This window comes from Amycolatopsis sp. FDAARGOS 1241 (assembly GCF_016889705.1).
Taxonomy (GTDB): Bacteria; Actinomycetota; Actinomycetes; order Mycobacteriales; family Pseudonocardiaceae; genus Amycolatopsis.
The window spans coordinates 2,642,354-2,664,233 of sequence record NZ_CP069526.1; the positions used below are offsets into that span (position 1 = coordinate 2,642,354).

At 73.1% G+C, this 21,880-nt stretch carries 28 protein-coding genes and 1 pseudogene; 12 read left to right on the forward strand and 17 right to left on the reverse strand.

The annotated features are described in order from the left end of the window. Nucleotides 1-57 precede the first annotated feature (57 nt). On the forward strand, nt 58-459 hold the full coding sequence (locus I6J71_RS13115) for an ester cyclase (RefSeq protein ID WP_204094960.1): 402 nt from the start codon (nt 58-60) through the stop codon (nt 457-459). On the opposite strand, the gene I6J71_RS13120 is transcribed toward I6J71_RS13115, so the two are convergent. The 11 genes from I6J71_RS13120 to I6J71_RS13170 form a co-directional block, all read right to left on the reverse strand. Further along, entirely contained in the window at nt 422-1,795 is a 1,374-nt protein-coding gene (locus I6J71_RS13120) for a HAMP domain-containing sensor histidine kinase (RefSeq protein WP_204094961.1), read from the reverse strand. The two genes, I6J71_RS13115 and I6J71_RS13120, sit on opposite strands and share 38 nt — an antisense overlap. Further along, a complete protein-coding gene (locus tag I6J71_RS13125) occupies nt 1,792-2,478 on the reverse strand; it encodes a response regulator transcription factor (RefSeq protein WP_204094962.1) in 687 nt (228 codons plus the stop codon). Before I6J71_RS13125 ends, I6J71_RS13120 begins: the two co-directional genes overlap by 4 nt. 244 nt (nt 2,479-2,722) lie before the next feature. Continuing rightward, on the reverse strand, nt 2,723-2,911 hold the full coding sequence (locus I6J71_RS13130; protein ID WP_204094963.1) for a hypothetical protein: 189 nt from the start codon (nt 2,909-2,911) through the stop codon (nt 2,723-2,725). Then, a complete protein-coding gene (locus tag I6J71_RS13135; protein WP_204094964.1) occupies nt 2,908-3,336 on the reverse strand; it encodes a hypothetical protein in 429 nt (142 codons plus the stop codon). Before I6J71_RS13135 ends, I6J71_RS13130 begins: the two co-directional genes overlap by 4 nt. 106 nt (nt 3,337-3,442) lie before the next feature. After that, complete coding sequence (locus tag I6J71_RS13140; protein ID WP_204094965.1) at nt 3,443-4,594, reverse strand: M20 family metallopeptidase; 1,152 nt, start codon at nt 4,592-4,594, stop codon at nt 3,443-3,445. Next, complete coding sequence (locus I6J71_RS13145) at nt 4,591-5,589, reverse strand: ketopantoate reductase family protein (RefSeq protein WP_204094966.1); 999 nt, start codon at nt 5,587-5,589, stop codon at nt 4,591-4,593. Before I6J71_RS13145 ends, I6J71_RS13140 begins: the two co-directional genes overlap by 4 nt. Beyond that, nucleotides 5,582-6,394: an SDR family NAD(P)-dependent oxidoreductase gene (locus tag I6J71_RS13150; RefSeq protein WP_204094967.1), complete on the reverse strand. Its 813-nt coding sequence runs from the start codon at nt 6,392-6,394 to the stop codon at nt 5,582-5,584. The genes I6J71_RS13145 and I6J71_RS13150 overlap by 8 nt, the downstream gene beginning before the upstream one ends. Next, complete coding sequence (locus I6J71_RS13155; protein WP_204094968.1) at nt 6,395-7,702, reverse strand: MFS transporter; 1,308 nt, start codon at nt 7,700-7,702, stop codon at nt 6,395-6,397. Continuing rightward, the gene (locus tag I6J71_RS13160; protein WP_204094969.1) at nt 7,699-8,595 is read right to left on the reverse strand and encodes a polysaccharide deacetylase; all 897 of its coding nucleotides are present in this window, start codon (nt 8,593-8,595) and stop codon (nt 7,699-7,701) included. The genes I6J71_RS13155 and I6J71_RS13160 overlap by 4 nt, the downstream gene beginning before the upstream one ends. Continuing rightward, nucleotides 8,592-9,602: an Lrp/AsnC family transcriptional regulator gene (locus I6J71_RS13165; protein WP_204094970.1), complete on the reverse strand. Its 1,011-nt coding sequence runs from the start codon at nt 9,600-9,602 to the stop codon at nt 8,592-8,594. Before I6J71_RS13165 ends, I6J71_RS13160 begins: the two co-directional genes overlap by 4 nt. Nucleotides 9,603-9,657: 55 nt before the next feature. Then, complete coding sequence (locus tag I6J71_RS13170) at nt 9,658-10,209, reverse strand: TetR/AcrR family transcriptional regulator (RefSeq protein ID WP_204094971.1); 552 nt, start codon at nt 10,207-10,209, stop codon at nt 9,658-9,660. Nucleotides 10,210-10,260: 51 nt separating this feature from the next. On the opposite strand from I6J71_RS13170, the gene I6J71_RS13175 reads away from it, so the two are divergent. The 3 genes from I6J71_RS13175 to I6J71_RS50655 all read left to right on the forward strand — a co-directional run bounded on the left by I6J71_RS13175 (nt 10,261) and on the right by I6J71_RS50655 (nt 11,427). Then, nucleotides 10,261-10,701: an SRPBCC family protein gene (locus I6J71_RS13175; RefSeq protein ID WP_204094972.1), complete on the forward strand. Its 441-nt coding sequence runs from the start codon at nt 10,261-10,263 to the stop codon at nt 10,699-10,701. A 71-nt stretch (nt 10,702-10,772) separates the two neighbouring features. Beyond that, nucleotides 10,773-11,147, forward strand: a complete 375-nt coding sequence (locus I6J71_RS13180; RefSeq protein WP_204094973.1) for a helix-turn-helix domain-containing protein — start codon at nt 10,773-10,775, stop codon at nt 11,145-11,147. A 10-nt stretch (nt 11,148-11,157) separates the two neighbouring features. After that, nucleotides 11,158-11,427 (forward strand): LytTR family DNA-binding domain-containing protein, encoded by a 270-nt coding sequence (locus I6J71_RS50655; RefSeq protein ID WP_204094974.1) that lies wholly within the window; start codon nt 11,158-11,160, stop codon nt 11,425-11,427. A gap of 8 nt (nt 11,428-11,435) precedes the next feature. Here the strand turns inward: I6J71_RS50655 and I6J71_RS13190 are convergent, their stop codons facing one another. From I6J71_RS13190 to I6J71_RS13195, 3 genes are read right to left on the reverse strand one after another with little or no spacing between them, the layout of a single operon-like run. Then, a complete protein-coding gene (locus I6J71_RS13190; RefSeq protein ID WP_204094975.1) occupies nt 11,436-12,083 on the reverse strand; it encodes a response regulator transcription factor in 648 nt (215 codons plus the stop codon). Beyond that, nucleotides 12,080-12,373, reverse strand: a complete 294-nt coding sequence (locus I6J71_RS50660; RefSeq protein WP_370542131.1) for an ATP-binding protein — start codon at nt 12,371-12,373, stop codon at nt 12,080-12,082. The genes I6J71_RS13190 and I6J71_RS50660 overlap by 4 nt, the downstream gene beginning before the upstream one ends. Nucleotides 12,374-12,376: 3 nt before the next feature. Continuing rightward, nucleotides 12,377-13,282, reverse strand: a complete 906-nt coding sequence (locus I6J71_RS13195; RefSeq protein ID WP_370542132.1) for a sensor histidine kinase — start codon at nt 13,280-13,282, stop codon at nt 12,377-12,379. 159 nt (nt 13,283-13,441) lie between these two features. On the opposite strand from I6J71_RS13195, the gene I6J71_RS13200 reads away from it, so the two are divergent. Further along, nucleotides 13,442-14,920: a glycosyltransferase family 39 protein gene (locus I6J71_RS13200; protein WP_204094976.1), complete on the forward strand. Its 1,479-nt coding sequence runs from the start codon at nt 13,442-13,444 to the stop codon at nt 14,918-14,920. Beyond that, the gene (locus tag I6J71_RS13205; RefSeq protein ID WP_204094977.1) at nt 14,917-15,540 is read left to right on the forward strand and encodes a GPP34 family phosphoprotein; all 624 of its coding nucleotides are present in this window, start codon (nt 14,917-14,919) and stop codon (nt 15,538-15,540) included. The genes I6J71_RS13200 and I6J71_RS13205 overlap by 4 nt, the downstream gene beginning before the upstream one ends. 1 nt (nt 15,541) lies before the next feature. On the opposite strand, the gene I6J71_RS13210 is transcribed toward I6J71_RS13205, so the two are convergent. Then, entirely contained in the window at nt 15,542-16,138 is a 597-nt protein-coding gene (locus I6J71_RS13210; protein ID WP_239154766.1) for a TetR/AcrR family transcriptional regulator, read from the reverse strand. A 104-nt stretch (nt 16,139-16,242) separates the two neighbouring features. On the opposite strand from I6J71_RS13210, the pseudogene I6J71_RS13215 reads away from it, so the two are divergent. The 5 genes and pseudogenes from I6J71_RS13215 to I6J71_RS13230 all read left to right on the forward strand — a co-directional run bounded on the left by I6J71_RS13215 (nt 16,243) and on the right by I6J71_RS13230 (nt 19,379). After that, a pseudogene (locus I6J71_RS13215) lies at nt 16,243-16,637 on the forward strand (PH domain-containing protein). A 48-nt stretch (nt 16,638-16,685) separates the two neighbouring features. Next, nucleotides 16,686-16,985 (forward strand): hypothetical protein, encoded by a 300-nt coding sequence (locus I6J71_RS48130; RefSeq protein ID WP_239154768.1) that lies wholly within the window; start codon nt 16,686-16,688, stop codon nt 16,983-16,985. Between the two features lie 452 nt (nt 16,986-17,437). Continuing rightward, nucleotides 17,438-17,842, forward strand: coding sequence for a PH domain-containing protein (locus tag I6J71_RS48135; protein WP_239154770.1), 405 nt, complete (start codon nt 17,438-17,440; stop codon nt 17,840-17,842). A 9-nt stretch (nt 17,843-17,851) separates the two neighbouring features. Continuing rightward, a complete protein-coding gene (locus tag I6J71_RS13225) occupies nt 17,852-18,625 on the forward strand; it encodes an isocitrate lyase/phosphoenolpyruvate mutase family protein (RefSeq protein WP_204094978.1) in 774 nt (257 codons plus the stop codon). A 91-nt stretch (nt 18,626-18,716) separates the two neighbouring features. Continuing rightward, nucleotides 18,717-19,379: an HAD family hydrolase gene (locus I6J71_RS13230; protein ID WP_239154771.1), complete on the forward strand. Its 663-nt coding sequence runs from the start codon at nt 18,717-18,719 to the stop codon at nt 19,377-19,379. Between the two features lie 244 nt (nt 19,380-19,623). Here I6J71_RS13230 and I6J71_RS13235 read toward each other — a convergent pair whose 3' ends face one another. Beyond that, the gene (locus I6J71_RS13235) at nt 19,624-20,016 is read right to left on the reverse strand and encodes a hypothetical protein (RefSeq protein WP_204094980.1); all 393 of its coding nucleotides are present in this window, start codon (nt 20,014-20,016) and stop codon (nt 19,624-19,626) included. A gap of 84 nt (nt 20,017-20,100) precedes the next feature. Between I6J71_RS13235 and I6J71_RS13240 the strand changes: the two genes are divergently transcribed. Beyond that, nucleotides 20,101-20,769: a hypothetical protein gene (locus I6J71_RS13240; RefSeq protein ID WP_239154774.1), complete on the forward strand. Its 669-nt coding sequence runs from the start codon at nt 20,101-20,103 to the stop codon at nt 20,767-20,769. 66 nt (nt 20,770-20,835) lie between these two features. On the opposite strand, the gene I6J71_RS13245 is transcribed toward I6J71_RS13240, so the two are convergent. After that, on the reverse strand, nt 20,836-21,753 hold the full coding sequence (locus I6J71_RS13245) for a ferritin-like domain-containing protein (protein WP_204097029.1): 918 nt from the start codon (nt 21,751-21,753) through the stop codon (nt 20,836-20,838). Nucleotides 21,754-21,880: the final 127 nt, after the last annotated feature.

A 21,880-nucleotide genomic window follows, 5' to 3' on the forward strand; every position in this document is an offset into this window, starting at 1 on the left:
TGCCTCCTGCCGTTCGTGGTTGCTAAGTGGGGATATCCCCGCTTATCGTATCGGGTCATGACCAGCGAACTCACCCCGGCCGAGGTGCACCGGCGGATCGTCGAGGCGGCGTTCACCGAGGAAGGCCTGCAGTACCTCGACCCGGACGTCGTCGACCACCGCGGTGGTGCCGGGGGAGACCACGTCGGCATCGCCGCGTGGCGCGAGAAGTGGGCGGCGATCGGCCGCGGCGAGTTCCTGGCCGACGTGCGGGACCTGTCGGTGCGCGTGGAGCAGAACGTGAGCGACGGTGAGTTCTCCGTGAACCGCTACACGAGCAGCGGCACGCAGCTCTCGACCGGCCGGCGCTACGCCGTGACCAGCATGGACATGATCCGGGTGCGCGCGGGTCGGATCGTCGAGCACTGGGCGCTGATGGACGTCACGGCGCGGGCGGCGCAGCTGCGAGGGGAAGCGTGATCGTGAACGCGGCCCCGCCCTCGGGCGCCGGGCCGGCGGTGAGCGCGCCGCCCATGCGCGTGACCAGGCCGTGGACCAGGGCGAGCCCGATACCGGAGCCGACGGGACGGTGGCCGCGGTAGCGCTTGTTCAGCACGCCGCGCTCGAAGGCCACCGCGTAGTCCTCCGGCGCGAGGCCGGGGCCGCCGTCGCGCACGGCGAGGTACGCGTGCCCTTGCGCGACGGTCAGGCCGAACACCATCGGGGCGCCCGCGGGGGTGACGCGCAGGGCGTTCTCGGCCAGGCCGTCGACGACCTGCTGCAGGCGCCGGGCGTCGGCGGTGACGAGCACGGGCGCGGCGGGCACCTCGACGTAGAGGGGCACGTTCTCCCGTTCGCAGCGCAGCTGCCACACCTGCGCGCGGTCACGCACCAGCGCGGAGAGGTCGAGTGCCGCGAGGTCGAGGCGGAACTCGTCGGCGCCGAGGCGGGCGAGTTCGAGCAGGTCCGTGACCAGGCGTTCCAAGCGTTGCGCCTCGCGGTGGATGGTCGCGCCGGCGTGGCGCGCGCCCGGGCCCTCGGCGACGCCGTCGGCGATCGCTTCGGCGAAGCCGGTCACCGCGGTCAGCGGTGTGCGCAGCTCGTGGGACACCGACAGCAGGAACTCGCGCTGGCGGGCTTCGCTGTGGGCGAGCGCGTCGGCGAGTTCGTTGAGCGAGCCCGCGACCTCGGCGACTTCGACGGGGCCCTCGACGGGAACCCGCACGTCGCGCCGCCCGGCCCGCAGGCTGCCCGCCGCGGCGGCGGCCTTGCGCAGGGGCCGCCCGAGCAACCGGCCCGACGCGTAGCCGGCGACGGCCGCGACGACGAGCCCGATGCCGAGCGCCAGCGCGATGTTGCGCACCAGCGCCCGTTGGGTCGCTTCGCCGCTGCGCGCGGGCTGGACCAACGCGAACGCGGCGGCGCGCGGCCCGACGGCGCGGACTTCGACGAGGTACTGCTGGCCGTCGATCGTCACGCGGCCCGAGTGGTCCTGGCCGGACGCGAGCCCGGCGCGTTCCGCGGCGCGCGTCGTGGTCGCGTCGCCGAGGTCCTGGCCTCCGGCCCGCCGCACGACCACGGAGATGCCCTGGCCGCGCACGACGTCGGCGACCTTGCCCACGCCGAGGCGGTTGCCGATGCCGGTGTCGTCGAGCTGGGTCGCGACCACGTCGGCCTGGTCCTTCAGCGACTGCTGCAGCACGGAGTCGGCGGTGGAGCGCACGAGCCGCGACGCCACCAGCCCCGCGACGATCACCGCGATCCCCGCCACCGCCAGGCACACGACCGTGATGCGCAGCGCGAGCGTGCCCCTCATCCGGCGTCCGCCGCGTAGCCGATGCCGCGGACCGTCCTGATCGGACTGTGCGCGCCGAGCTTCGCGCGCAGCTGCGCCACGTGCACGTCGACAGTCCGCGTGCCCGCGGCGGCCGCGTAGCCCCACACAGCGGACAGCAGCTGGTCGCGCGAGAGCACTCGGCCGGGGTGGCGGACGAGGTAGGTGAGCAGGTCGAACTCCGTGGAGGTGAGCGTGATCTCCGCATCCCCGGCCCACACGCGGCGGCTCGTGACGTCGACGCGCGCGCCGCCGCACTCGAACGTCTCGCTGGCCGGGGTGCCGCCCGACGCGCGGCGCAGCACAGTGCGCACGCGCGCCGCGAGCTCACGGGGGCTGAAGGGTTTGGTGAGGTAGTCGTCGGCGCCGATCTCGAGGCCGAGGAGGCGGTCGAGCTCGTCGTCGCGTGCCGTCACGAACAGCACGGGCGTCCAGTCACCGGCGGCGCGCATGGCTTTGCAGATCTCGATGCCGTCCATTCCGGACAGTCCGATGTCGAGCACCACGGCCACCGGCTTGAGCCGCCGGACGGTCGCCAGCGCGGCCGCGCCGTCCGCCTCCACGTGCACCCCGAACCCGTCGCGCCGCAGATACATCGCCGCGAGCTCGGCGATCGCGGCCTCGTCCTCCACCACGAGGACGAGGCCGCGCCCAGCTGACCCCATTCGTTCTCCTCCGGCCACCGACATCGGGTGAGACGCTACGCGGCTCCCGCCGGGCCATCGCCTTGCGCGCCCGCCGCCGGACGGCCGGCAGCGTGCAGCCGGCGGCAAGCCGTGTTGCCGGCCGTACGGCTTGGCGCGGGCGGGCGCCGTGCGAGTCTGCGTCGTATGTGTCCGAGGGCCGCGGAGGCGCTGCTCGCGGGACCTGGGCGGCCGTGCCGGCCTCGAGGCCGACACGGATCCCGGCTCAGGGGGAGCCGTCACCCGCCATGTCGGATTCGATGCTGTCCAGGGTCGACTGGATGCCGTTGAGTTCGGAGGTGGCCTGAGGACCGCCGTCGGCCGGGGCGGCGGAGCCATGACCGTCGCAGGCGGTGCACGCGAGCGCCACGAGCGCGGCCGCTGCGGTCGCGGCCGCGAACCGGGCCGCCTTCACTTCGTCCCCGCGGGGTTGCAGTGGGCGGCGGCGAAGTCGTCGAGCTTCTTCTTGGCGTCCGCGAGCTGGCTGATCCGGCTTTGCCGCTTGTCGGCGCGCTTCTGCAGGCGGTCGGCCGCCGCGGTGTGGCCCTTGGCCCGCTGGTCGGCCGAGCGCGCCTTCAGGTTCGCGACGGAGCCGGCCACTTCGGCCCCGCCGTTGATGCGCTCGGTCAGGCTCTGCGCCCGCTTCTGCAGCTTGGGCACCCACTCGCCGCACACCTGCTGCGATTCCTCGGGGCTGAGCGTGATCGGGGCCACCGCCGGCGACGACGGCGCGGGCGGCGCACTGGTGTCCGCCGAAGCCAGCGGCGTCACGACCAGCAGCCCGGCCGCCACGCCGCCGCCCGCCATCGCCAGCCGCCGGGTCCAGGTGGTTCCTCGCATCGTTCGTACTCCCTCTCGTGACCGGTTCTCCGGGTACGGCGAGTACTTTCGCGGCCCGGTGTACGAGGGGTGTGGGCCGAATGTTCGGGCTTCGTAAAGCCGGGACTCAGCTCGTGCCGAGCTTGTGCAGCACCGCCGCCGCCAGTGCGGTGCGTTCCAGCATCCCGTTGATGCTGATGTGCTCGTGACGCGCGTGCGCCCCGTCGCCCACGGCGCCGAAACCGTCGAGGACCGGGTGGCCCAGCGCGGCCACGAAGTTGCCGTCGCTGGCGCCACCGACGGAGGTTTCCGCCAGCGAAACACCGAGCTCGGCCGCGAGGTCCCGCGCGAGCGAGTAGAGCTCGACGATGGCTTCCGACCGCTCCATCACCGGCCGGTTCCAGCCGCCCTCGACCTTCACCGTGGCGCGGGGGTCGTGCGCCGCCAGCGCAGCCAGGCCGGCGTCGATGCGCGCGGCTTCGGCGGCGCTGGCCACGCGCACGTCGATCTCGCCGCGGGCGGAGCCGGCGATGACGTTCTGGCGGCTGCCGCCGGAGATGACGCCGACGTTCACAGTCGTACCGGCGTCCAGGTCGGTCAGCGCGTGCAGAGCCAGGATCGCGCGGGCCAGCTCGTCGATCGCGCTCGCGCCCTTGGTGGGGTCGAGCCCGGCGTGGGCTTCGACGCCCGTCGCGTGCACCTGGAACAGCCCGACACCCTTGCGGGAGGTCTTCACCGCACCGTCGGCGCTCGCCTCGAACACCAGCGTCGCCCGCGTGCCCCCGGCCGCTTCTTCGATCACCGGACGCGAGGCCGGGCTGCCGAGCTCCTCGTCTCCGTTGAGGACCAGGCGCACGGCCGGGCGCGCCAGTCCGGCGGCGTCCAGCGCGCGCAGCGCCCACACCGCGTGGACCAGGCCCGATTTCATGTCGAAGATCCCCGGCCCCGTCGCGCGGTCGCCGTCGACGGTGAACGGCCAGTCCGCGAGCGTGCCCAGCGGCCACACCGTGTCGTAGTGGCACAGCAAGAGCACCGGCTGCGCGCCGGCGCCCGGGTAGTCGTAGACCTTGATGTCGCCGTACCGGCCGCCGTCGAACTCGCGCACCGCGGCCGGCGCACCGAGCCGCGATCGCAGCCAGCCGTCCACCCAGGACAGTCCGCGCGTGAGGCTTTCCTTGTCGTCACTGGGTGTTTCGATGCCGACGTACTCGGCGAGGTCGGCGAGCAGGTCGTCGCGGTGCGCGCGCACCCACTCGTGCAGCTCGCGGATCCCGGTCACAGGTGTGCCTCCAGTTCGGTGAGGTGGTCCTCGGACATCGGGGTGCCCGATTCGACGTCGGCCAGGCGCTTGAGCACGGCCTTCAGCAGCGGCACCTCGACGCCGCGGCGGGCGGCTTCGTCGAGCACCGGGCCGTAGTGGTGGTAGACCTCGACGGGCCGGTGCCGCACGGCGATGTCGCGCCAGATCCCGCTGCGGTCCTTGGGCTGCGTGCGCAGCCACGCCACGAGCCGATCGGTCGCCTCCTCACGCCCGGCGGCGCCCGGCAGGTAGGCGGCCGGGTCGAACTGGTCGAACGCCTCCAGCGCCCGCGGACCCGCCGCCGCGAACACCTCCGCCGCGAGCGCGTGCATCAGCGGCCGGTGCCGGTCGATCAGGTCGGCCATCGGCGCGTCGACCAGCGCTGTGGTCGTGAGCATCGCCCCGAAGCCGAGCTTCGCCCACAGGTAGCCCTTGACGTTGGCGGTCGCCTTCGCCGGGCCCCAGGCCTGCAGGTCGGCCACGACCTCCTCCACGCGGTCGCTGATCCGCCCGTCGGGTTCGCCGACGACCAGGGCGCCCGCCCCGCCGTCGCGGACCACGCCGGGCTCGGCGACGTCGGCGAAGAGGTTCACGAACGCGCCCACGGTGCGCTCCGCGCCCACGAACGACGCGATCAGCTCCTCGTTCAGCCCATTCTGCAGCGAAACCACGAACCCGTCGCGCGCCAGCCGCGGCTCCAGCCACTGCATCGCCTGCTCGGTGGCCTGTGCCTTCACCGCGAGCAGCACCCGGCCCAGCTGCGGCGGCGCCTCGTCGGGGACGTACGCGGGCAGGTCCACCCGCTCCGCGCCAGGTGGCCGCACGAGCGTCAGGCCCCGCGCAGTGATCGCGGCGACGTGCTGCGGGTCGGCGTCCACGACCACGACCGGATGGCCCGCCTTGGCGAGGTGGAACGCGAGCGTCCCGCCGATCGCGCCGCCACCGACGACCGTGTATGAGCGGCGGTCAGACATGAGCACCTCCCGTGTGCACCGAACCCTTCTGGACCGCGGTTTCGCCCGACCAGTGCAACGGCAGGCCCGCCGCGCCGGCGGTCGACCCGCCGTCGACGCGCAGGATCGACCCGGTGATCCAGCCCGCTTCCGGCCCGGCCAGCCAGAACACGGCGTCGGCGATCTCGCCCGGGGCGCCCCGGCGCCCGAGCGGGTTCACCGACACCGCCGCGGCATACGCCTCGGTCACGGGGTTCGCCTCGCTGTCCACCGTCACGAACCCGGGGCTCACGGCGTTGACGCGGATCCCGTGCGGCCCGAGTTCCACGGCGCACGCCTTGGTCGCCATCTCCAGCGCGGCCTTCGACGTGGCGTAGTGCGAAGCTCCCGGCCGCGCGCGAGTAGCCGCGCCCGAGGAGATGTTCACGACCGAGCCGGTCGTCCCCGCTGCCACGTGCTTGCGGCCGAACGCGACGGTCGTGAGCACCGCGGCCCGCACGTTCACGTCCTGCACGCGGTCCCAGCCGGCCGCAGTCAGGTCCAGCAACCGCGTCGCCGGGTAGATGCCCGCGGCGTTCACGAGGACGTCGACCGGGCCCTTCGGGCCGGCCCGGTCGACCAACCCTTCCGCGTACTGGGCGTCGGCGAGGTCGCCCGGCAGCTCGGTCACGGTCGCCCCGTGCTCGGAGCGCAGCCGTTCGGCCACAGTGGACAGTTCGGACGGTCGCAGGTCGGACAGGGCCACCCGGTCGCCCGCGGCGGCGAACCGGGCCGCGATCGCGGCCCCGATCCCGCCCGCGGCACCGGTGACGAGCACGGTGCGCATCTAGAGCTGCTTCCCCTTCGTCTCGGGCATGGTGAGGTACACCGCGACACCGATCAGCGCGGCGACGGCGACGTAGATCCACACGAGGTCGCCGTGGTGGTTGGCGTTGAGCCAGGTCGTGACGTACGGCGCGGTGCCGCCGAACACGGCGACGGCCAGCGCGTACGGGAGGCCGATACCGGTGGTGCGCACCTCGGGCGGGAACTGCTCGGCCATGATCACCGCGCAGTTGGCCGAGTAACCGACGATCAGCACGAGGCCGATCAGCTCGATCACGAACACGCTCCAGAACCCGTTGGCCAGGAAGTGGAACGCGGGCCAGGCGAACACCACGAACCCGGCGGCGAACGCCGTCATCGTCGCCTTGCGGCCGATCCGGTCCGACAGCAGCCCGCCGAACGGCAGCAGGCAGATGAACACGAGCATCGCCAGCGTGTTGGCCAGCAACGCGGTCTTGAGCGGGATGCCGGTGGCCAGATGCGCGTACGCCGGCATGTAGCTGACCCACACGTAGTAGATCAGCGTGCCCGCGATCGTCACGCCGGCCACGCGCAGCGCGGCACCCGGGTGGTCGCGGAACATCGCGACAACGGGGTTGCGCCGCGGCTTCGCGCTGATCTTGCCGAACGCCTCCGTCTCGTGCACCGAGCGCCGCAGCCACAGTCCGACGAGCCCGAGGAGCCCCGCGATGCCGAACGCCAGGCGCCAGCCCCACCCGTGCAGGTCGGCATCGGACAGCGTCGAGTTGAGGATCGTGCCGAGCAGCGCGGCGATGAGCGAGCCCGCGCCGACGGAGACCTGCTGCCACGACCCGGCGAACGCCCGGCGACCGGGTGCGGCCGATTCGATCAGGAACGCCGACGACGAACCGAACTCGCCGCCCGCGGAGAAGCCCTGCACGAGCCGGGCGAGCAGCAGCACGATCGGGGCGCCCACGCCGATCTGGCTGTAGGTCGGGCACACGGCGATGACGATCGACGCGGCCGCCATGAGCGAGATGGTGAGCGTGAGGCCCTTCTTGCGGCCGCGCCGGTCGGCGTACGCGCCGAGCACCGCACCGCCGATCGGGCGCATCACGAAGCCGACCGCGAACACGGCCAAAGTGGACAGCAGTGCGGTGGTCTCGTTGCCCCCGGCGAAGAACTGGCCGGCGAAGATGGGGGAGAACGTGGCGTAGACGGCCCAGTCGACCCACTCGACGGTGTTGCCGATGGCGCCGGCGACGATCGCCTTGCGCTGCTCACCGGTCAGCCGGTGGGTCGCGACGGTGGTGCCTGCAGTGTTCTCAGCGGACGGAACGGTGGTCACGGCTGCGCCTCCCCGGCGGTGAGGACGTGGTCGACGATCTGGGCGTGGGTGGCGAACCACACGCCGTCGTGGCCACTGATGTGCTCGAGCAGCTCGGTGAGGATCGCGACGCGTGAGCGGTGCCCGATGATGTGCGGGTGCATGGTGAGCTGGAAGATGCCGCCCTCGGCGTACGCGGCGTCGAACTCGTCGCGCCAGATCGAAAGCACCCCGCGCGGCGGCGTGTAGGGCCGCAGCGAGGCGAAGCGGTCCATCATGAAGTACGGCGCGTCGTCGCGGATCCACTCCACGGGCAGCTCGACGATCCCGGTCGGCTCGCCGTTCTCCAGCAGCTCGTAGCAGTCGTCGTCGGCCATCAGCGACGAGTCGTACTTCAGGCCGAGTTCACGCGTGATGGCCAGCGTGTGCGCGGAGAAGTCCCACGACGGCGTGCGGATGCCGACGGGCCGGGTGCCCGCCAGCCGCTCCAGCACGTCGGCGGCGCGGAAGGCGAGGTCTCGCTCCTGGGTCTCCGTGAGCGCGGTGTTGCGTTCGTGGATCCAGCCGTGCAGCGCCACTTCGTGGCCGGCGTCCGCATAGGTCTTGACCTCGCCGTCGTGCAACAGAGCCGACACGGCGGGGACGAAGAAGGACGCGGGCGCGTTGAACCGCTCCAGCAGCCGCAGCAACCGGGGGACGCCGACGCGCGCGCCGTACTCGCCTTGCGCGAGCTTGCCGGGCAGCACCTCGCCGTCGCGCAGGGCCGGCGTTTCGTGGTCGGAGTCGAACGACAGCGCGACAGCTGCTTTCGCATCACCGGGCCACGACTTCGGGCGCAGCGCTCGGCCGGCGCGGACGTGCTCGACGTGGCCGCGCCACGTCGCCTCGTCCCAGAGCCACGGTTGGTCCGTCATGCTTCCTCCAGGGTTGCGGCTGCCGCGGGGGTGGGCGCCCACGCGCGTTTGAGGGTCGAGACCTGCAGGGTCACGTCGGCTTCCCGCAGGCCCGGGAGGGCGCCGACGACGTCGGTGGTGTGGCGGTAGAGCTCGCCGTAGTGGCGCAACACGATCTGGCCGACGAGGTTGAACCGGCCGGTGGTCGCGCTCAGGTACTTCGTCCCGGGGTGCCCGGCGAGCTGCTGGCCGGCGCGGTCCAGTTCGGCCGGGACGACCGAGAGCCACAGCATGAATTCGAGCGCGTAGCCGAACATCGCGGGTTCGGCCAGGGTGCGAAAGCGCAGGCAGCCGCGGCGCACGAGGGAGTCGACCCGGCGCGCGACGGTCGATTCGCTCATGCCGACGTGGCGCGACACCTCTTTGAACGAGACCCGGCCGTCTTCCCCGAGCACCGCGCTGATCGCCAGGTCGAGCTCGTCGAGGTGCTCGGGCGGGCGTTCCCAATGCTGCTCCTCGAACGGCCGCACGTCGCCGCCGCGCAGCTCGGCCACCGCGTCGGCGGTGAGCTCGCCCGAATCCCAGTCGTGGTTGGAGGTGAACGTGCGCATCACGGCGAAGGTCTCGGCGTCGCGCACGTTGCCCGCCGCGGGGAAGTCGCCCTGGAGGCGGGCGACGTCGCGGTAGGTCGGGAGCACGAACTCCGCCGAGCAGTCGGCGCTGCCCGCGAGCACGGTGGCGTAGCGGACCTCCGGCCGCGCGGCCAGCTCCTCGGCGACGGCGGCGGCCGTGCCCGGCCGGCAGCGCAGGCGCGCCAGCACCGGCACGCCGAGGCCACAGCGCAGCACGTCGACAACGCCGATCACCCGCAGCTGCCCGCTTTCGGTGAGCTGGCCGGCGCGGCGCAGCACCGTCGACTCACTCGAGCCCACGTGCCGCGCGATGGCGCCCCACGACGCCCGCCCGTTGAGCTGGAGCGCGGCGACGATCCGCCGGTCCAGATCGCTCACTTTGACCTCGTCCTGCATGAGGCGAATCTTCGGTGCAGGAATCCGTCAAGTCAAGGGGTCTGCTTGCAAGAAATCAGCGACCGGGGTCGGCTTGCAGGGCGAGGAACCGCTCCATCGCCGCGTCGACGGCCTTCCGGTCGCCGGTGGTCACGAGGTCGAGCAGCAGCCCGCGCGCGACCGCGAGGCCCAGCCGGGCCTGGGCCGGCCGGTCCTGCTCGGGCACGCCGAAGCGGGCGAGCAGTGCCTCGAGGGGGACGAGCCAGTCGGCGATCACGCCGTCGAGGAATTCGGCGGTGCCGGGGGTGTCGCCGAGGGCCTGGCCGTAGAGCTGGAAGAAGAGTTTTTCGTTGTGGCGCAGGGATTCATCGGTGAGGTGGCGCCAGAAAACCCGGGCCGCCTGGGTCGGCGGCAGGTCAGGGTCGATGTGGTCCAGCACGCTGCGCTGCCTGCGTTCGACCTCGCGCGCGACCTCGGTGAGCAGGCCCTCTTTCGAGCCGAAGTGGTAGATGAGCATCCGGTGGCTCGTGCCGATCGCGGCCGCGACCGCGCGGAGGCTCTGGGCCGCGCCGAGGCGGGCGATGTGGTCGACCGCCGCGCCGAGGAGGTTTTCCCTTGAATCGACCATGTACCAGATGGTACATGTACCACGTGGTACAGAGACTCCGAGGAGACCGCCATGCAGCACATCTCGGTGCGGGCCCGCACGCCCGCCACCCCGGCCACCGTCTACGCCCTCCTGTGCGACGGCGCGAGCTGGCCGCGCTGGTCGCCACTCGGCTCGTTCGAACTCGCGCGGCCGGGCGCGCAGGAACGCGAGGGGCTCGGCGCGTTGCGCCTGTTCCGCACCGGCCGCACCCGCTCGTGCGAGGAAGTCATCGCCCTGGAACCCGACCGCCGGTTCGGCTACGCACTTCGCAGCGGGCTGCCGCTGCGCGACTACCGCGCCTACGTCGACCTGACCCCCGTCGCCGGCGGCACGGAGATCCACTGGCACTCCACGTTCACCGGCAAGGTGCCGGGCACGGGCTGGTTCTACCGGCTCGTGCTGCACCGGTTCATCGAGCGCGTGGTGGCCGGCCTCGTGGCGGAGACGACCCGGGTGGCGCGAGCGAGCTAGGGACAGCGCCGCGCTGGGGGTGCGGCGCTGCCTCGGCTGTTACTCTCTTCCGGAGAGTGAGGAGATCTCCCGTGACGCAGGGCAACCCGTACGACCGCGACTGCCCGACCCGCCAGCTGCTCGACCGCATCGGCGACCAGTGGACGGTCCTCATCGTCGGCACCCTCCGCGACGGCCCGCTGCGCTTCACGCAGATCGGCAAGCGCGTCGAGGGCATCTCTCAGAAGGTCCTGACGCAAACCCTGCGCAGCCTCGTCCGCGATGGCATCCTCACCCGCACCGCCTACCCGGTCATCCCGCCGAAGGTGGAGTACGAACTCACCCCGCTCGGCCACGACCTCGCCGAACCCCTCGACATGCTCGACCTCTGGGCGCGCCGCCACATGGACCAGGTCACGGCCGCCCGCGAAGCGTTCGACGTGCAGCAATCGGCCGCGTCGGCCTGAGGTACCCCGGATGCATGAGCGCGACCCGCTGGCGTGGGGTGGCTCCGGCCAGCACGGGAACCGAGAGGTGCTCCAGCTGTCTGAACGCCCGAGTTCGGGGGAGACCGGCCCAGCTCTCGCTGCGGCCAAGTCGGAGCCGGCGCCGGTTTTCGTCACCGCCTTTCCCGACAAGGCGGTCGATGCTTTCGAAATCGGCGCAGTCGACTACGTGCTCAAGCCCTGTCGGCAGCGCAGGCTCGACCGCGCGATCGCTCGGATCAGGAACAAACGCGCCGACTGACCCGCGACTCAGCTGACCAGCCCCGCCTCGTGGGCCAGCAAGCCGGCCTGGGTGCGGTTGCTGCAGTCCAGCTTGACGAGCATCCGGGACACGTAGCTCTTCACCGTCGCCTCCGCGAGGTGCAGTCGGGCGGCGATGTCCGCATTGGACAGTCCCTCGCCGAGGCAGGTGAGGACGTCGCGTTCGCGCTCGGTGAGGGGTTCCGTGCGGCGGCGGGCTTCGTCGGTGCGGGCGTGGCCGCCCGACGACAGGGCGACGAGGCGGCGCGTCGCGGACGGGGACAGCACCGTGTGCCCGTCCGCGGCGACGCGGACCAAACCGATGAGATCCTCCGGCGGCGTCGATTTCACGAGGAAACCGGTGGCGCCCGCGCGCAGCGCGCGGATCACGTACGTGTCGGCGTCGAACGTCGTGAGGGCGACCACCGCGGGCGGGTCTGGCAGGGCGGTGATGCGCGCGGTGGCCGTGAGCCCGTCGACACCGGGCATGCGCAGGTCCATCAGCACCACGTCGGGGCGGTGCCGGACGACGGCTTCCACCGCTTCGGCGCCGTCGGCGGCCTGGGCGAGCACCTCGATGTCGCCGGCGGAGCCGAGGATCGTGCGCAGGTGCGCGCAGACCATCGGTTCGTCGTCGGCCACGACCACCGTGATCACCGCGGGACACCTTCCGTCGTCGGGACGTAGGCGGGGAGTAGCGCACCGAGGCGGAACCCGCCGCCGGGTTCCGGGCCCGCTTCGAAGCGCCCGCCGACGAGTTCGACGCGCTGGCGCAGCCCGCTCAGCCCCGCGCCGGAACCACTGCCGGCCAGCGCCGGGTCGGGCGGGCGGGCACCGCGCGTATTGGTGACGCACACGTCGAGCCCGTCGGCGTGGTAGCGCAGCGACACCGCGGCCGAGGAACCCGGCGCGTGCTTGCGGACGTTCGTCAGCGCCTCCTGCACCACGCGTTACGCCGTGCGCGCCACTGTCGGCGACACGCCCTCCGGGTTGCCGGTCACCGAAAGCTCCGTCGCCACGCCGATCGCCACCGACTCCGCCACGAGGTCCGCCGGATCACTCGTCGGCGCGGGCGAGGCGACGGGCGCCTCCGCGGCCGAGCCGTCGCGCAGCACGCCGACGAGGTCCCGAAGCTCGTCCAGCGCGTGCGCGCCTTCGCGCCGGATGTCCTCGGCCGCCGCACGCACGGCCGGATCCGCCGACACGACGCCGAGCGCGCCCACCATCAGGCTCAGCCGGTGGGTGACGACGTCGTGCATCTCGCCCGCGAGCCGACGGCGTTCCTCGGCGATGGCGCGTTCGGCGAGCAGGTGCTGCTCGCGTTCGGCGCGCTCCGCCCGATCGCGCAGCGAACGCAGCAGCTGCCGCCGCGCCTCGAAGTACAGCGACACCGCCACCGGCAGAGCGGTGCTCAGCAACCCGAACGGTGTCGTGTTCCACGCCGGGTCCCACGGCCGCGTCGCCAGCAGTGCCAGCACCCCGCCGAGCCACAGCAGCCGCCGCCGGTCCATCAGCTTCGCCAGCTGCGTCAGCACCACCGGCGTGATGGTGGGCACGGTCATCAGCGTCGGCTTGTCCGCGGGCATCAGCAGGCCGGGCCAGAACAGGTCCGACGCCAGCATCGCCAGCGAGGCCACCACGAGCAGCCCGGCGACCGCGCCGGGGAAGCGGAACAGGAGCAGCAGCGAGAAGTCGCACACGAGCTCGAGCGCCAGCCCGGCGTACGGGCCGAGCGCACCCGTCGTCGGCGCGGCCAGGTTGAGGAACGCGTCGAGGCCGGCGAAGACGATCGCCGTGCCCAGCAGCCAGGCGAGCTCCACCGGCCGCGGCCAGAGCGTTCGCCGGACTTCGGTCACGGCGGCCACGGTAACGGGTGCGCGGGCGCCGCGGGCCGGATTCGCACCGGCCGGGCGACGCGACCGCAACGAAAGTTGCGGTCCGGACCACCGGAGGTCACCCGCACTGACCACCTCCCGTGGTTTCGCCGGCGGGGCCCGCCGCGGTGCACTCGGATCATGACGAGTGCAGGAGTGACCGCGCCCGAAGCGCCGCCCGTCGTGGCGGCGGGACCCGCGCCGTTCGCGCGCGTCCCGGTGCTGACCGTCACCGCGCTGGTGACCGCGTTGCTCATCGCGACCGGCACGCGGTACGCGCACGGCTTCGACGAGCTGTACTTCCTGGTGGCGGGTCGAGATCATCCGGCCTGGGGGTATTTCGACCAGCCACCGCTCGTGCCCCTCCTCGCGGGCACGCTCGACCGGCTGTTCCCCGGTTCGCTGCTCGCGTTCCGGGTGCCGATGGCGCTCGCGGCCGGCGCCGGCGCGGTGGTCACGGCGCTGATCGCGCGCGAGCTCGGCGGCCGCCGAGCGGCCCAGCTGATGGCCGCCGGGGCATACGCGACCTCCGGGCTGGTCATCGTCGGCCACTGGGTCGCGACGTACGCGCTGGACCCGTTCCTGTGGACGGGCGTCGTGTTCCTCCTGGTCCGCTGGACCCGGACGCGCCGCGACGGCCTGCTCGTCTGGGCCGGCGTCGTCACCGCGGTGTCCCTCGAGGTGAAATTCCTGATCCCGGCGCTGTGGGCCGCCGTGCTGGTGTCCGCGGCGGTGCTCGGGCCGCGGCGCTTGCTCAGCCGCCCGAAACTGTGGCTGGGCGCCCTGATCGCGGTGGTCGCGACGATCCCCGCGTTCGCCTGGCAGGCGAGGAACGGCTGGCCGTACGCCCACATGGCCGACGTCGTCGCGGCCGAGTTCCCCGGTTACCTCGCCTTCGTGCGCGACGGGCTGTTCGGCGCGGGGATGGGGCTCGGCGTACTCGCGCTGCTCTACGGTGTCTGGCGCCTGCTTCGGTCACCGGAGCTGCGGTCGTACCGCTACCTCGCCGTCGCGCTGCTGCTGGTCACGGTGGTGGTGCTGATGATGCACGGGCGGGCGTACTACCTGATGAGCCTGTACGCGTTGCCCTTCGCCGCGGCCGCCGTCGAACTGACCCGGCGGGACCTCGTGCGATGGTGGCGGATCCCGGTGACGATCGCGTTCGCGCTCTCGGCCGCGGTCACCGTCGCCGGTCTGCCGGTGTGGCCGGCGTCGATGAAGGCGACGTCGTTCGGGCCGCTGCCACTGGGCACCGTCTTCCAGGGCGGAGAAACGGCCGAGGTCCAGGTCGCGGACGCAGTAGGCCGGACGTACGCGGCGCTGCCACCCGCGATGAAGGGGCAGACGGCGGTGTACGCGGAGATCTACCCGTTCGCCGCTGCGGTCGAGTACTACGGGCCCCGGTACGGGATCACGGACGTCTACAGTGCACACTGCGGTTACCGGTACTTCGACCGGCCGCCGGATTCGGCGCGGGACGTGCTGTTCACGGGCTTCGACCCGGCGCTGCTGAAGCCGTACTTCTCCTCGGTGACCGAGGTGGTGCCAGGGCTCGTGTGGCTGTACACCGGGCGGAAGCAGCCGTGGCCCGACATCTGGCCGGCGGTGAGGACGCAGTGACCCTTTCCTTGCCCGCACGGGCTTATCTGCTCGCGTGCGATTCCGGCAAGGGCCGGGTCCGCGACCGGCGCCGCACGGCGCTGCTCGTGCGCGCCGCCGCGATCACGGACCTGCTTCTGCGGGGTCGCGCCGAGGAGAGCGGCGGCCGCGTTGCCGTGACCGGCCTCGGTCCGACGGGTGACCTGCTCCTCGACGACGTTCTTGCCGACCTCGCCGAGCGCGGCGCGGCCGGCTGGCGCGCGCTGCTCAGGCGCGACGGCGGGGACACGTTGAGGTCGCTGGAACTCCAGCTCGCCGCTTCGGGCGTGCTGCAGCAGGCGGTGACTTCGGTGCTGCGGCGCAAGGTGCTGCAGCCCGCCGAGGCGCGGCTCGCCGAGCAGGCCCGCGCGAGCGTGGCCCACGCCTTGCACGCCCCGCTGTCCGAAGTGGACGCCGCGGACGCGGCGCTCACCGCCCTCGCCGCGGCCGCGGGGGTCGGGATCAGCCGGGCCGAGGCCGGCCGGACCTCCGCGCGGCTCGCGGAGCCGGCTGAGGCCGGCGGCGCCGCCGGCCCGCCGTTGCGGCGCGCGGTGCGGCAGCTGCGAGCCCGCCGGGCGGCGCCGGCGTCCGGCGGGAGCTGAGTCAGCGGGTGAAGAGCCGGCCGAGGTGGTAGTCGACGGTGGCCACCGCGTCGTCCGCCGAACGGTGACCCAGGAGGACGTCGGAGCCTTGCGAGTCGGCCAGTGCCCACAGGATGGCCGACTCGTGACCCGCGTCGACGTCTGCCGCGACATCACCCGCCTCCTGTGCCTGACGGATCAGCCCGGCGAAGAACTCGTGCAGCTGCGGCACGCCCTCGGCATAGACCTCCGCCAGCCGGGCGTCGGCGACGGCGCGGGTGAAGAACGCGACGCCGATCAGCCAGTCGGCGGCGCTGCGCTCGTCGCGCGGCAGCATTTCCAGCAGGCAGGCGCGCAGGATCCGCTTCGGGGTCCGCTCGCCGCCGGCGATGACCTGCGCGCGGATGCGTTCTTCGCGCTGCCGGTTGCGGTGCTCGAGCGTGAACAGCAGCATCTCGTCCTTCGACGCGAAGTAGTGCTGCACCGAGCCCATCGACACCCCCGCCTCGGCGGCGACGTGGCGCAGGCTCACGCCTTCCAGGCCGTGGCGCGCGATCAGCCGTTGCAACGCGTCGGCGATCTGCGCGCGCCGCTGGTCGTGGTCCACTTGCTTGGGCAACCGGCCGCCTTCCCGTTTTGCAAGCTCTGTCCGACTCCGTTTACGATGCAGTCGCATTGTAAACGACTTTCCAGGGGAACGCTGGGGGAACACCGACGGCCGTGCTGCGGCTCCGGCCGCCGCGCCACCCGCTCGACCGGCGCGCGATCGGCTGGTGGCGGCTGCAGGGCGTGCTGTGGTCCGCTGGTGCGCTGGTGGTGCTGGGCGTGCTGCTCGTGCCGTGGCTGGTGGTGCTCGGCTCGGTGTTCGCGGTGCTCGGGGCCGTGTGGGTGCTCGTGCTCCCGGTGTGGTGGTTCCGCGTGCACCGCTGCGAAACCACCGACACCACCGACACCACGGTCTCCGCGCGGTCCGGCTTCTTCTGGCAAGAGTGGCGGGTGGCACCGCTGTCGCGGCACGCCGTGCGATCAAGATCCGCGGCCTGGCCGCCGGCGTCGCGGCCGACGTCGCCGAGCAGCTCACCGAAACCACCCTGGCGACACCCGGGGACGCGATGTGACGGGGGAGCGGCTCGACCGCCGCGCGCTCGGCGTCAACCGCGCTGACCATGACCGGTGTGGCCGTGGCCGGGGGCACGCCGACGACGATCGGCGTGGTCGACGGCGGGGCGCCGCTCGGGCTGGTGCTCGCGTGGTTCGCCGCAGCGGGGCTGCTGCTCGTCGGCGGCGTGCCGGCCGACCTGCTGCGGTGGCGGGCGACGACCTACTCGCTCACGGCCGACCGGCTCGAGATCACCTTCTCGCTGTTGGCGCACTCGAAAAGTCCCTGGCCCGCGACCGCATCCGCAGCGTCGACCTCACGGCGTCGCCGGTGCACCGGGCGCTCGGCGTCGCGGTGCCGAGCGTAGGGACCGGCCGCCACGAAAGCGGCGCACGGGGCCGGATCAAGCTCGACCCGCTCGCCCGCGACGACGCCGAACGGCTGCGTGCCGAACTCCTGCGCCACGCCGTGGCGGACCCCGCCGACGCGGCCGTGCTGGCGAAGCTCGACTGGGCCTGGCCGCGCGGTACGCGCCGCTGTCGTTCGCGGCGCCCGTGCTCGGGCTCGCCGCCTTCGGTGCGGTGGTGCAGGTTTCCGAGTGGTTCGGGGTCCAAAGGGGACTGTTCCACGTCGTGCACGAGATCTTCTCAGCGCTGCCGCTGGTTGTGATGATCCTCGTGCTGCTCGCGGCCGCCGTCATGATCGGCGCGGTCGGCGCGCGCCGGTGGCGCCGACCGCCGCGGCGCACTTGCCGGCGCACACCCCGCGGCGGCGCGCGGACGACGGCTGCGCTGGTGGCCGCTGGGCGCCCCGGTGCCGGTGGGCGCGCTCGTGGTGCTCGGACTGCTACTGACGGACGTGCTGCTCGTGATCGGGCTCGCGCTCGCCGTCGTCACGCTGCCGGTGGCGGTCGCGCTCGGGCTCGACGCGTACCGCGGCCTCGGCCATTTGCTTACCGGCCGCTACCTCGTCACCCGCAGTGGCGCCGTGCGGCGCAGCACCGTCGCGATCGAGCGCGACGGCGTGCTCGGCTGGACGGTGAAGCAGCCGGTCTTCCAGCGGCGCCGCGGCCCGGCGACGTTCACCGCGACCACCGCGGCGGGCGCGGGTCCGTACTCGATCCGCGACGCCTCGGCGGACGAAGGCCTCGACCTCGCCGCCACCGCGACGCCCGGCGTGCCGGCGCCCTTCGTTTCGGTGGAGGCCGAAGCGTCGCGGGCGTAGGTTGCGCCCATGACGCCGTTCGTCGCCCTGCACGTGCCCGGGAAACCCTTGCTACTGCCCAACGTCTGGGAGTTCGGCCTCGCGGCCGCCCTCGCCGCGGACGGCTGTCCGGCGGTCGGCACGACGAGCCTGGGCGTGTCGGCCGCGCACGGTTTCCCGGACGGCGCACCGGGTTCGCGGGACGTGACGGTGGCGCTCGCCCGCGCTCTGGCGCCGCTGGAGGTCATGGTCAGCGTCGACCTCGCCGACGGCTTCAGCGCGGACCCCGCGGCGGTGGCCGACCTCGTCGTGGAACTCGCGTCCATGGGCGTCGTCGGCGTCAACCTCGAGGACGGCCGCGCCGACGGAACCCTGGCCCCCGTGGACGTCCAGTGCCGCCTGATCGCGGCCGTGCGCGCCGCCGCGCCGGCCGTGTTCCTCAACGCGCGCACCGACACCCACTGGCTCGGCACTGGTCCGCTGTCCGCCACGCTCACCCGACTGCGCGCCTACGCGGACGCCGGTGCCGACGGCGTGTTCGTCCCCGGGCTCGCCGATCCCGCGGAGACCGCGGAGTCGGTGGCGGCGGTGGACGTGCCGCTCAACGTCCTGTTCCTCCCGGGCCGCACCACGCTGGCCGGCCTCGCCTCTCTGGGGGTGGCGAGGGTGAGCCTCGGCTCGACACCCTACCGCGTGGCGCTGGCCGCCGCCCTGGCGACGGTGGCCGCGGCCCGGGACGGGGCACCGCTGCCCGTGACCCCGCCTTCGTACGGAGAGGTGGCCGGGTTGCTGCCGACTCCGTAGCAATGGGCAGGTGGAGGTTCAGCCGCGTGCCCGCCGGGGTACCAGTGAGGGATCGGTCCGCAGACCCCGGGAGACAACCATCGCCACCGCAGTGCTGTTCGACGTCGACGGCACCCTCGTCGATTCGAACTACCTCCACGTCCACGCCTGGCGCCAGGCGTTCCACGAAGCGGGCCGGGCGGTCGACTCCTGGCGCGTCCACCGGGCCATCGGCATGGGCTCGGGCAAACTGCTGCAAACCCTGCTGGGCGAGCGGGACGCCGAGCGGATCGGCGCGGTGGTGAAGAACCGCCACAGCGATTTCTACCGCGAACAGGCCGAATTGCTGCGGCCGTTCGACCGGGCGCCGGACCTGATCCGCGCCCTGGCCGGCCAGGGGATCCGCGTCGTACTGGCGACCTCGGCCGGCCCGGACGAGATCGGCCTGCTGCGCCGGGTCCTCGACGTCGACGACGCCGTCTGGGGGATCGTCGCCGGCCACGACGTCGAGGCCACCAAACCCGACCCGGAGCCGGTTCTCGCGGCGCTGGACCGCGCCGGCACGGAACCGGAGAACACCCTCTTCGTCGGAGACTCCGTGTGGGACGTCCGGTCCGCGACCGCCGCCGGCCTGCGCACCGTCGCGCTGCTCTCCGGCGGAGTCAGCGCCGCGGAACTCACGGGGGCGGGCGCCGTCGCGGTCTACGAAGACCCCGCCGCCCTGCTCGGCGACGTGGACCAGAGCCCGCTGGGCGAACTCCTGCGGGCAGCGTGATTCGGCGTCCGGCAGCCCGGCACAGGCACCCGACCGGTGCAGGGACCGGATGACGGCGCGTTCGCCGGCGAACGCCGACCTTCTCGCGCGGCGCGGTTCGCCGTCGACCACGCGGGAGCCGGGGGACCGGGCCGCGCGCCGAACGGACGAGGCCGGGTGACGCGGCGCGCCTTCGGAGCCGATCGCCGTCCCGGATTGACCGCATCGCCACCAAGCGACCGACAGTGACACGCGCCGCGCTGTCCTACGGGCAATCGGGAGTTTCGGTGACGCTTTCCGCGCCGGTCGCGTCCACGGCCTGCCGCTGCGCCTCGCCGGAGACGCCCGCGCTTTCGACCTCGCCCCGGTGTGACTCGCCCACACGGGCGCCGCCGCGACGCTGGACTACGTGAACGGCCGTGATCTCGACGCGGTGCGCGGCCACGACGTCGGGCCCGCCGACTCGCTCCGGAAAAGCCCTCAGCCTCCCGCACCGCAGCAACCCGATCGTGTCGCTCGACATGGACCCCGCCAAGATCTCGGCCGTCGGCATCGCCGCCAAGCGACCGACAGTGACACGCGCCGCGGGCGCCTCCGCGTGGGGTTCCGCCCCCGGAACACACCCGAGGACATCGACCGGCTGCTCGAAGCGCACCACGTCGGACACCGCTGACGACGGCGAACACCCGTCTCCGCGCATTCGGGTGAAGCCGCCGGGAGCGGTGAACTACCGTATGTGCCCGTGGTTGGTCCGCATTTCACCCCCGGTCCCTCGGACACGGCACCGCTCGCCGCGGTGCCCGCGCAGCCGGGGTCACCGCCTGGTCCCGGCCGGAACGACCGGGACCCCAAGGCACTCGCGCTGCGCGGCGCGGGCCTGCTCGTCATCGCCGTCGTCGCGGGGCTCGTCTGGTACCTCATCCGGCACGACAGCACGCCCGAACCGGTGGCGCAGGAGCCGGCGAAGACCAGTCCGTTCGACTACCAGCTGGTGGAAGGCCCGAACAAGACCAGCGACTGCGCCGCGAAGTCCTACGACGACACCAAGAAGTTCTTCCAGGGCAACCCCTGCACTTCGCTCGCCCGCGCGCTCTACACGGTGCAGTACGGCGACGCCAAGGCGCTCGTCTCCGTCGTCAAGGTGAGCATGCCGACGGCGGCGCAGGCGAGCCAGCTCAAGCAGCTCACCGACCAAGACGGCACGGGCAACGTCTCCGACCTGGTCCGCGACGGCACGTACAAGGCCAAGGGCGCCCCGAAGGTCAGCTCCGACCAGGCCGAGTACGAATCCGCGGTCACGGGCACCGACGTCACCATCGTCCTCACCGACTTCTACGACCGGCACAAGGACGACGCCCTGCTCAAGCGCATCGCCTCCGACGCGCTCGAGCTCTCCGAAAAGCTCCGCTGACCGAAGCCGGTACCCGCACGAAGAAGGGCCGTTCCCGGGAACGGCCCTTCTTCGTGCGCTGAAAAATCAGGTCGGCTGCCCCGGCATCGCGAGCGCCGTCGGCTTTTCACCGGCCTCCTGGCGCCACGGCGTGCCCCGCCGTGCCGCGGCGATGAGGGCCTGCAGGGCCATCCGGCGCAGCGGCTCGTCGTCCGTGTGGGTCACCAAGCCGAGCCACGCCGCCGAGCAGTCCTGCTCGGCGCTCGCCACCAGCGCCGAGGCCGACGCGGTGTCCGTGACCGGCTTCGGTGGCACGTACGCCGCCTCGGGGGCGACCGGTGTGCCGCCCGCGGCCTCGACCACCTGGGTGAGCACGTCCCGCCGCGCGGTGTGCTCGGCGCGCCCCGCCTTGAGCGCGTCGCCGTACTCGCCCGGCAGGAACGCTGTGACCGTGCCGTACACCCACAGCGCGGCGTGCTCGGCCGCCAGCGCTTTCTGCAGGGAGTCGACGGCGTCGGCCGCGCCGGTCCCCGCCGGGGCGGCGACGTGCTGGGCGTCGTCGCCGGGCCCGATGCTCGGCGCGAGCCGCTGCAGGCTCGCGCAGCCCGCCGCGACGGCCGCCGCCAGCCCCGCGCGGTAGGCCGGCAGCGTCGGCACGAGGTCTTCGGCCTGCTTGCGGGCTGTGGCCAGGCGCTCCTTGAAGCCGGCGAGGTTCGAGGCCGGCGCCGCGGGCGCGGTGGAGGTCTTCGGCCGGTTCAGCCGGTCCACCTCTGTTTTCAGGGCGGCGGCCTGCGCGGCGCGCGCGTCGGCGACCTGCGCGGCGACCGGGTCGCCGAGGGCGCGGGCCGCGGCGGCGTCCGCGTCGGCGGCGGACAGCAGCGGCGCCAGCGGATCGGGGCTTTCGTCGTAACCCCCGGAGCAGGCGGCGAGGGGGAGGGCCACTGCGGACACGGCACCCAGGCGCAGGACGGCGCGCCGGGACAGGTCGAACGGTCTTGCGGTCACGTCGGCCCATCCTGCCAGGCCCGCCCGCGGCACCGCCGCTCGCGCGTCCTCGTGGGGGCGCAGGATAAGCTGGTCCACCACCGACCACAGTCGTGACCAGCCCGCGTCACCTCGGCCGAACAGGAGT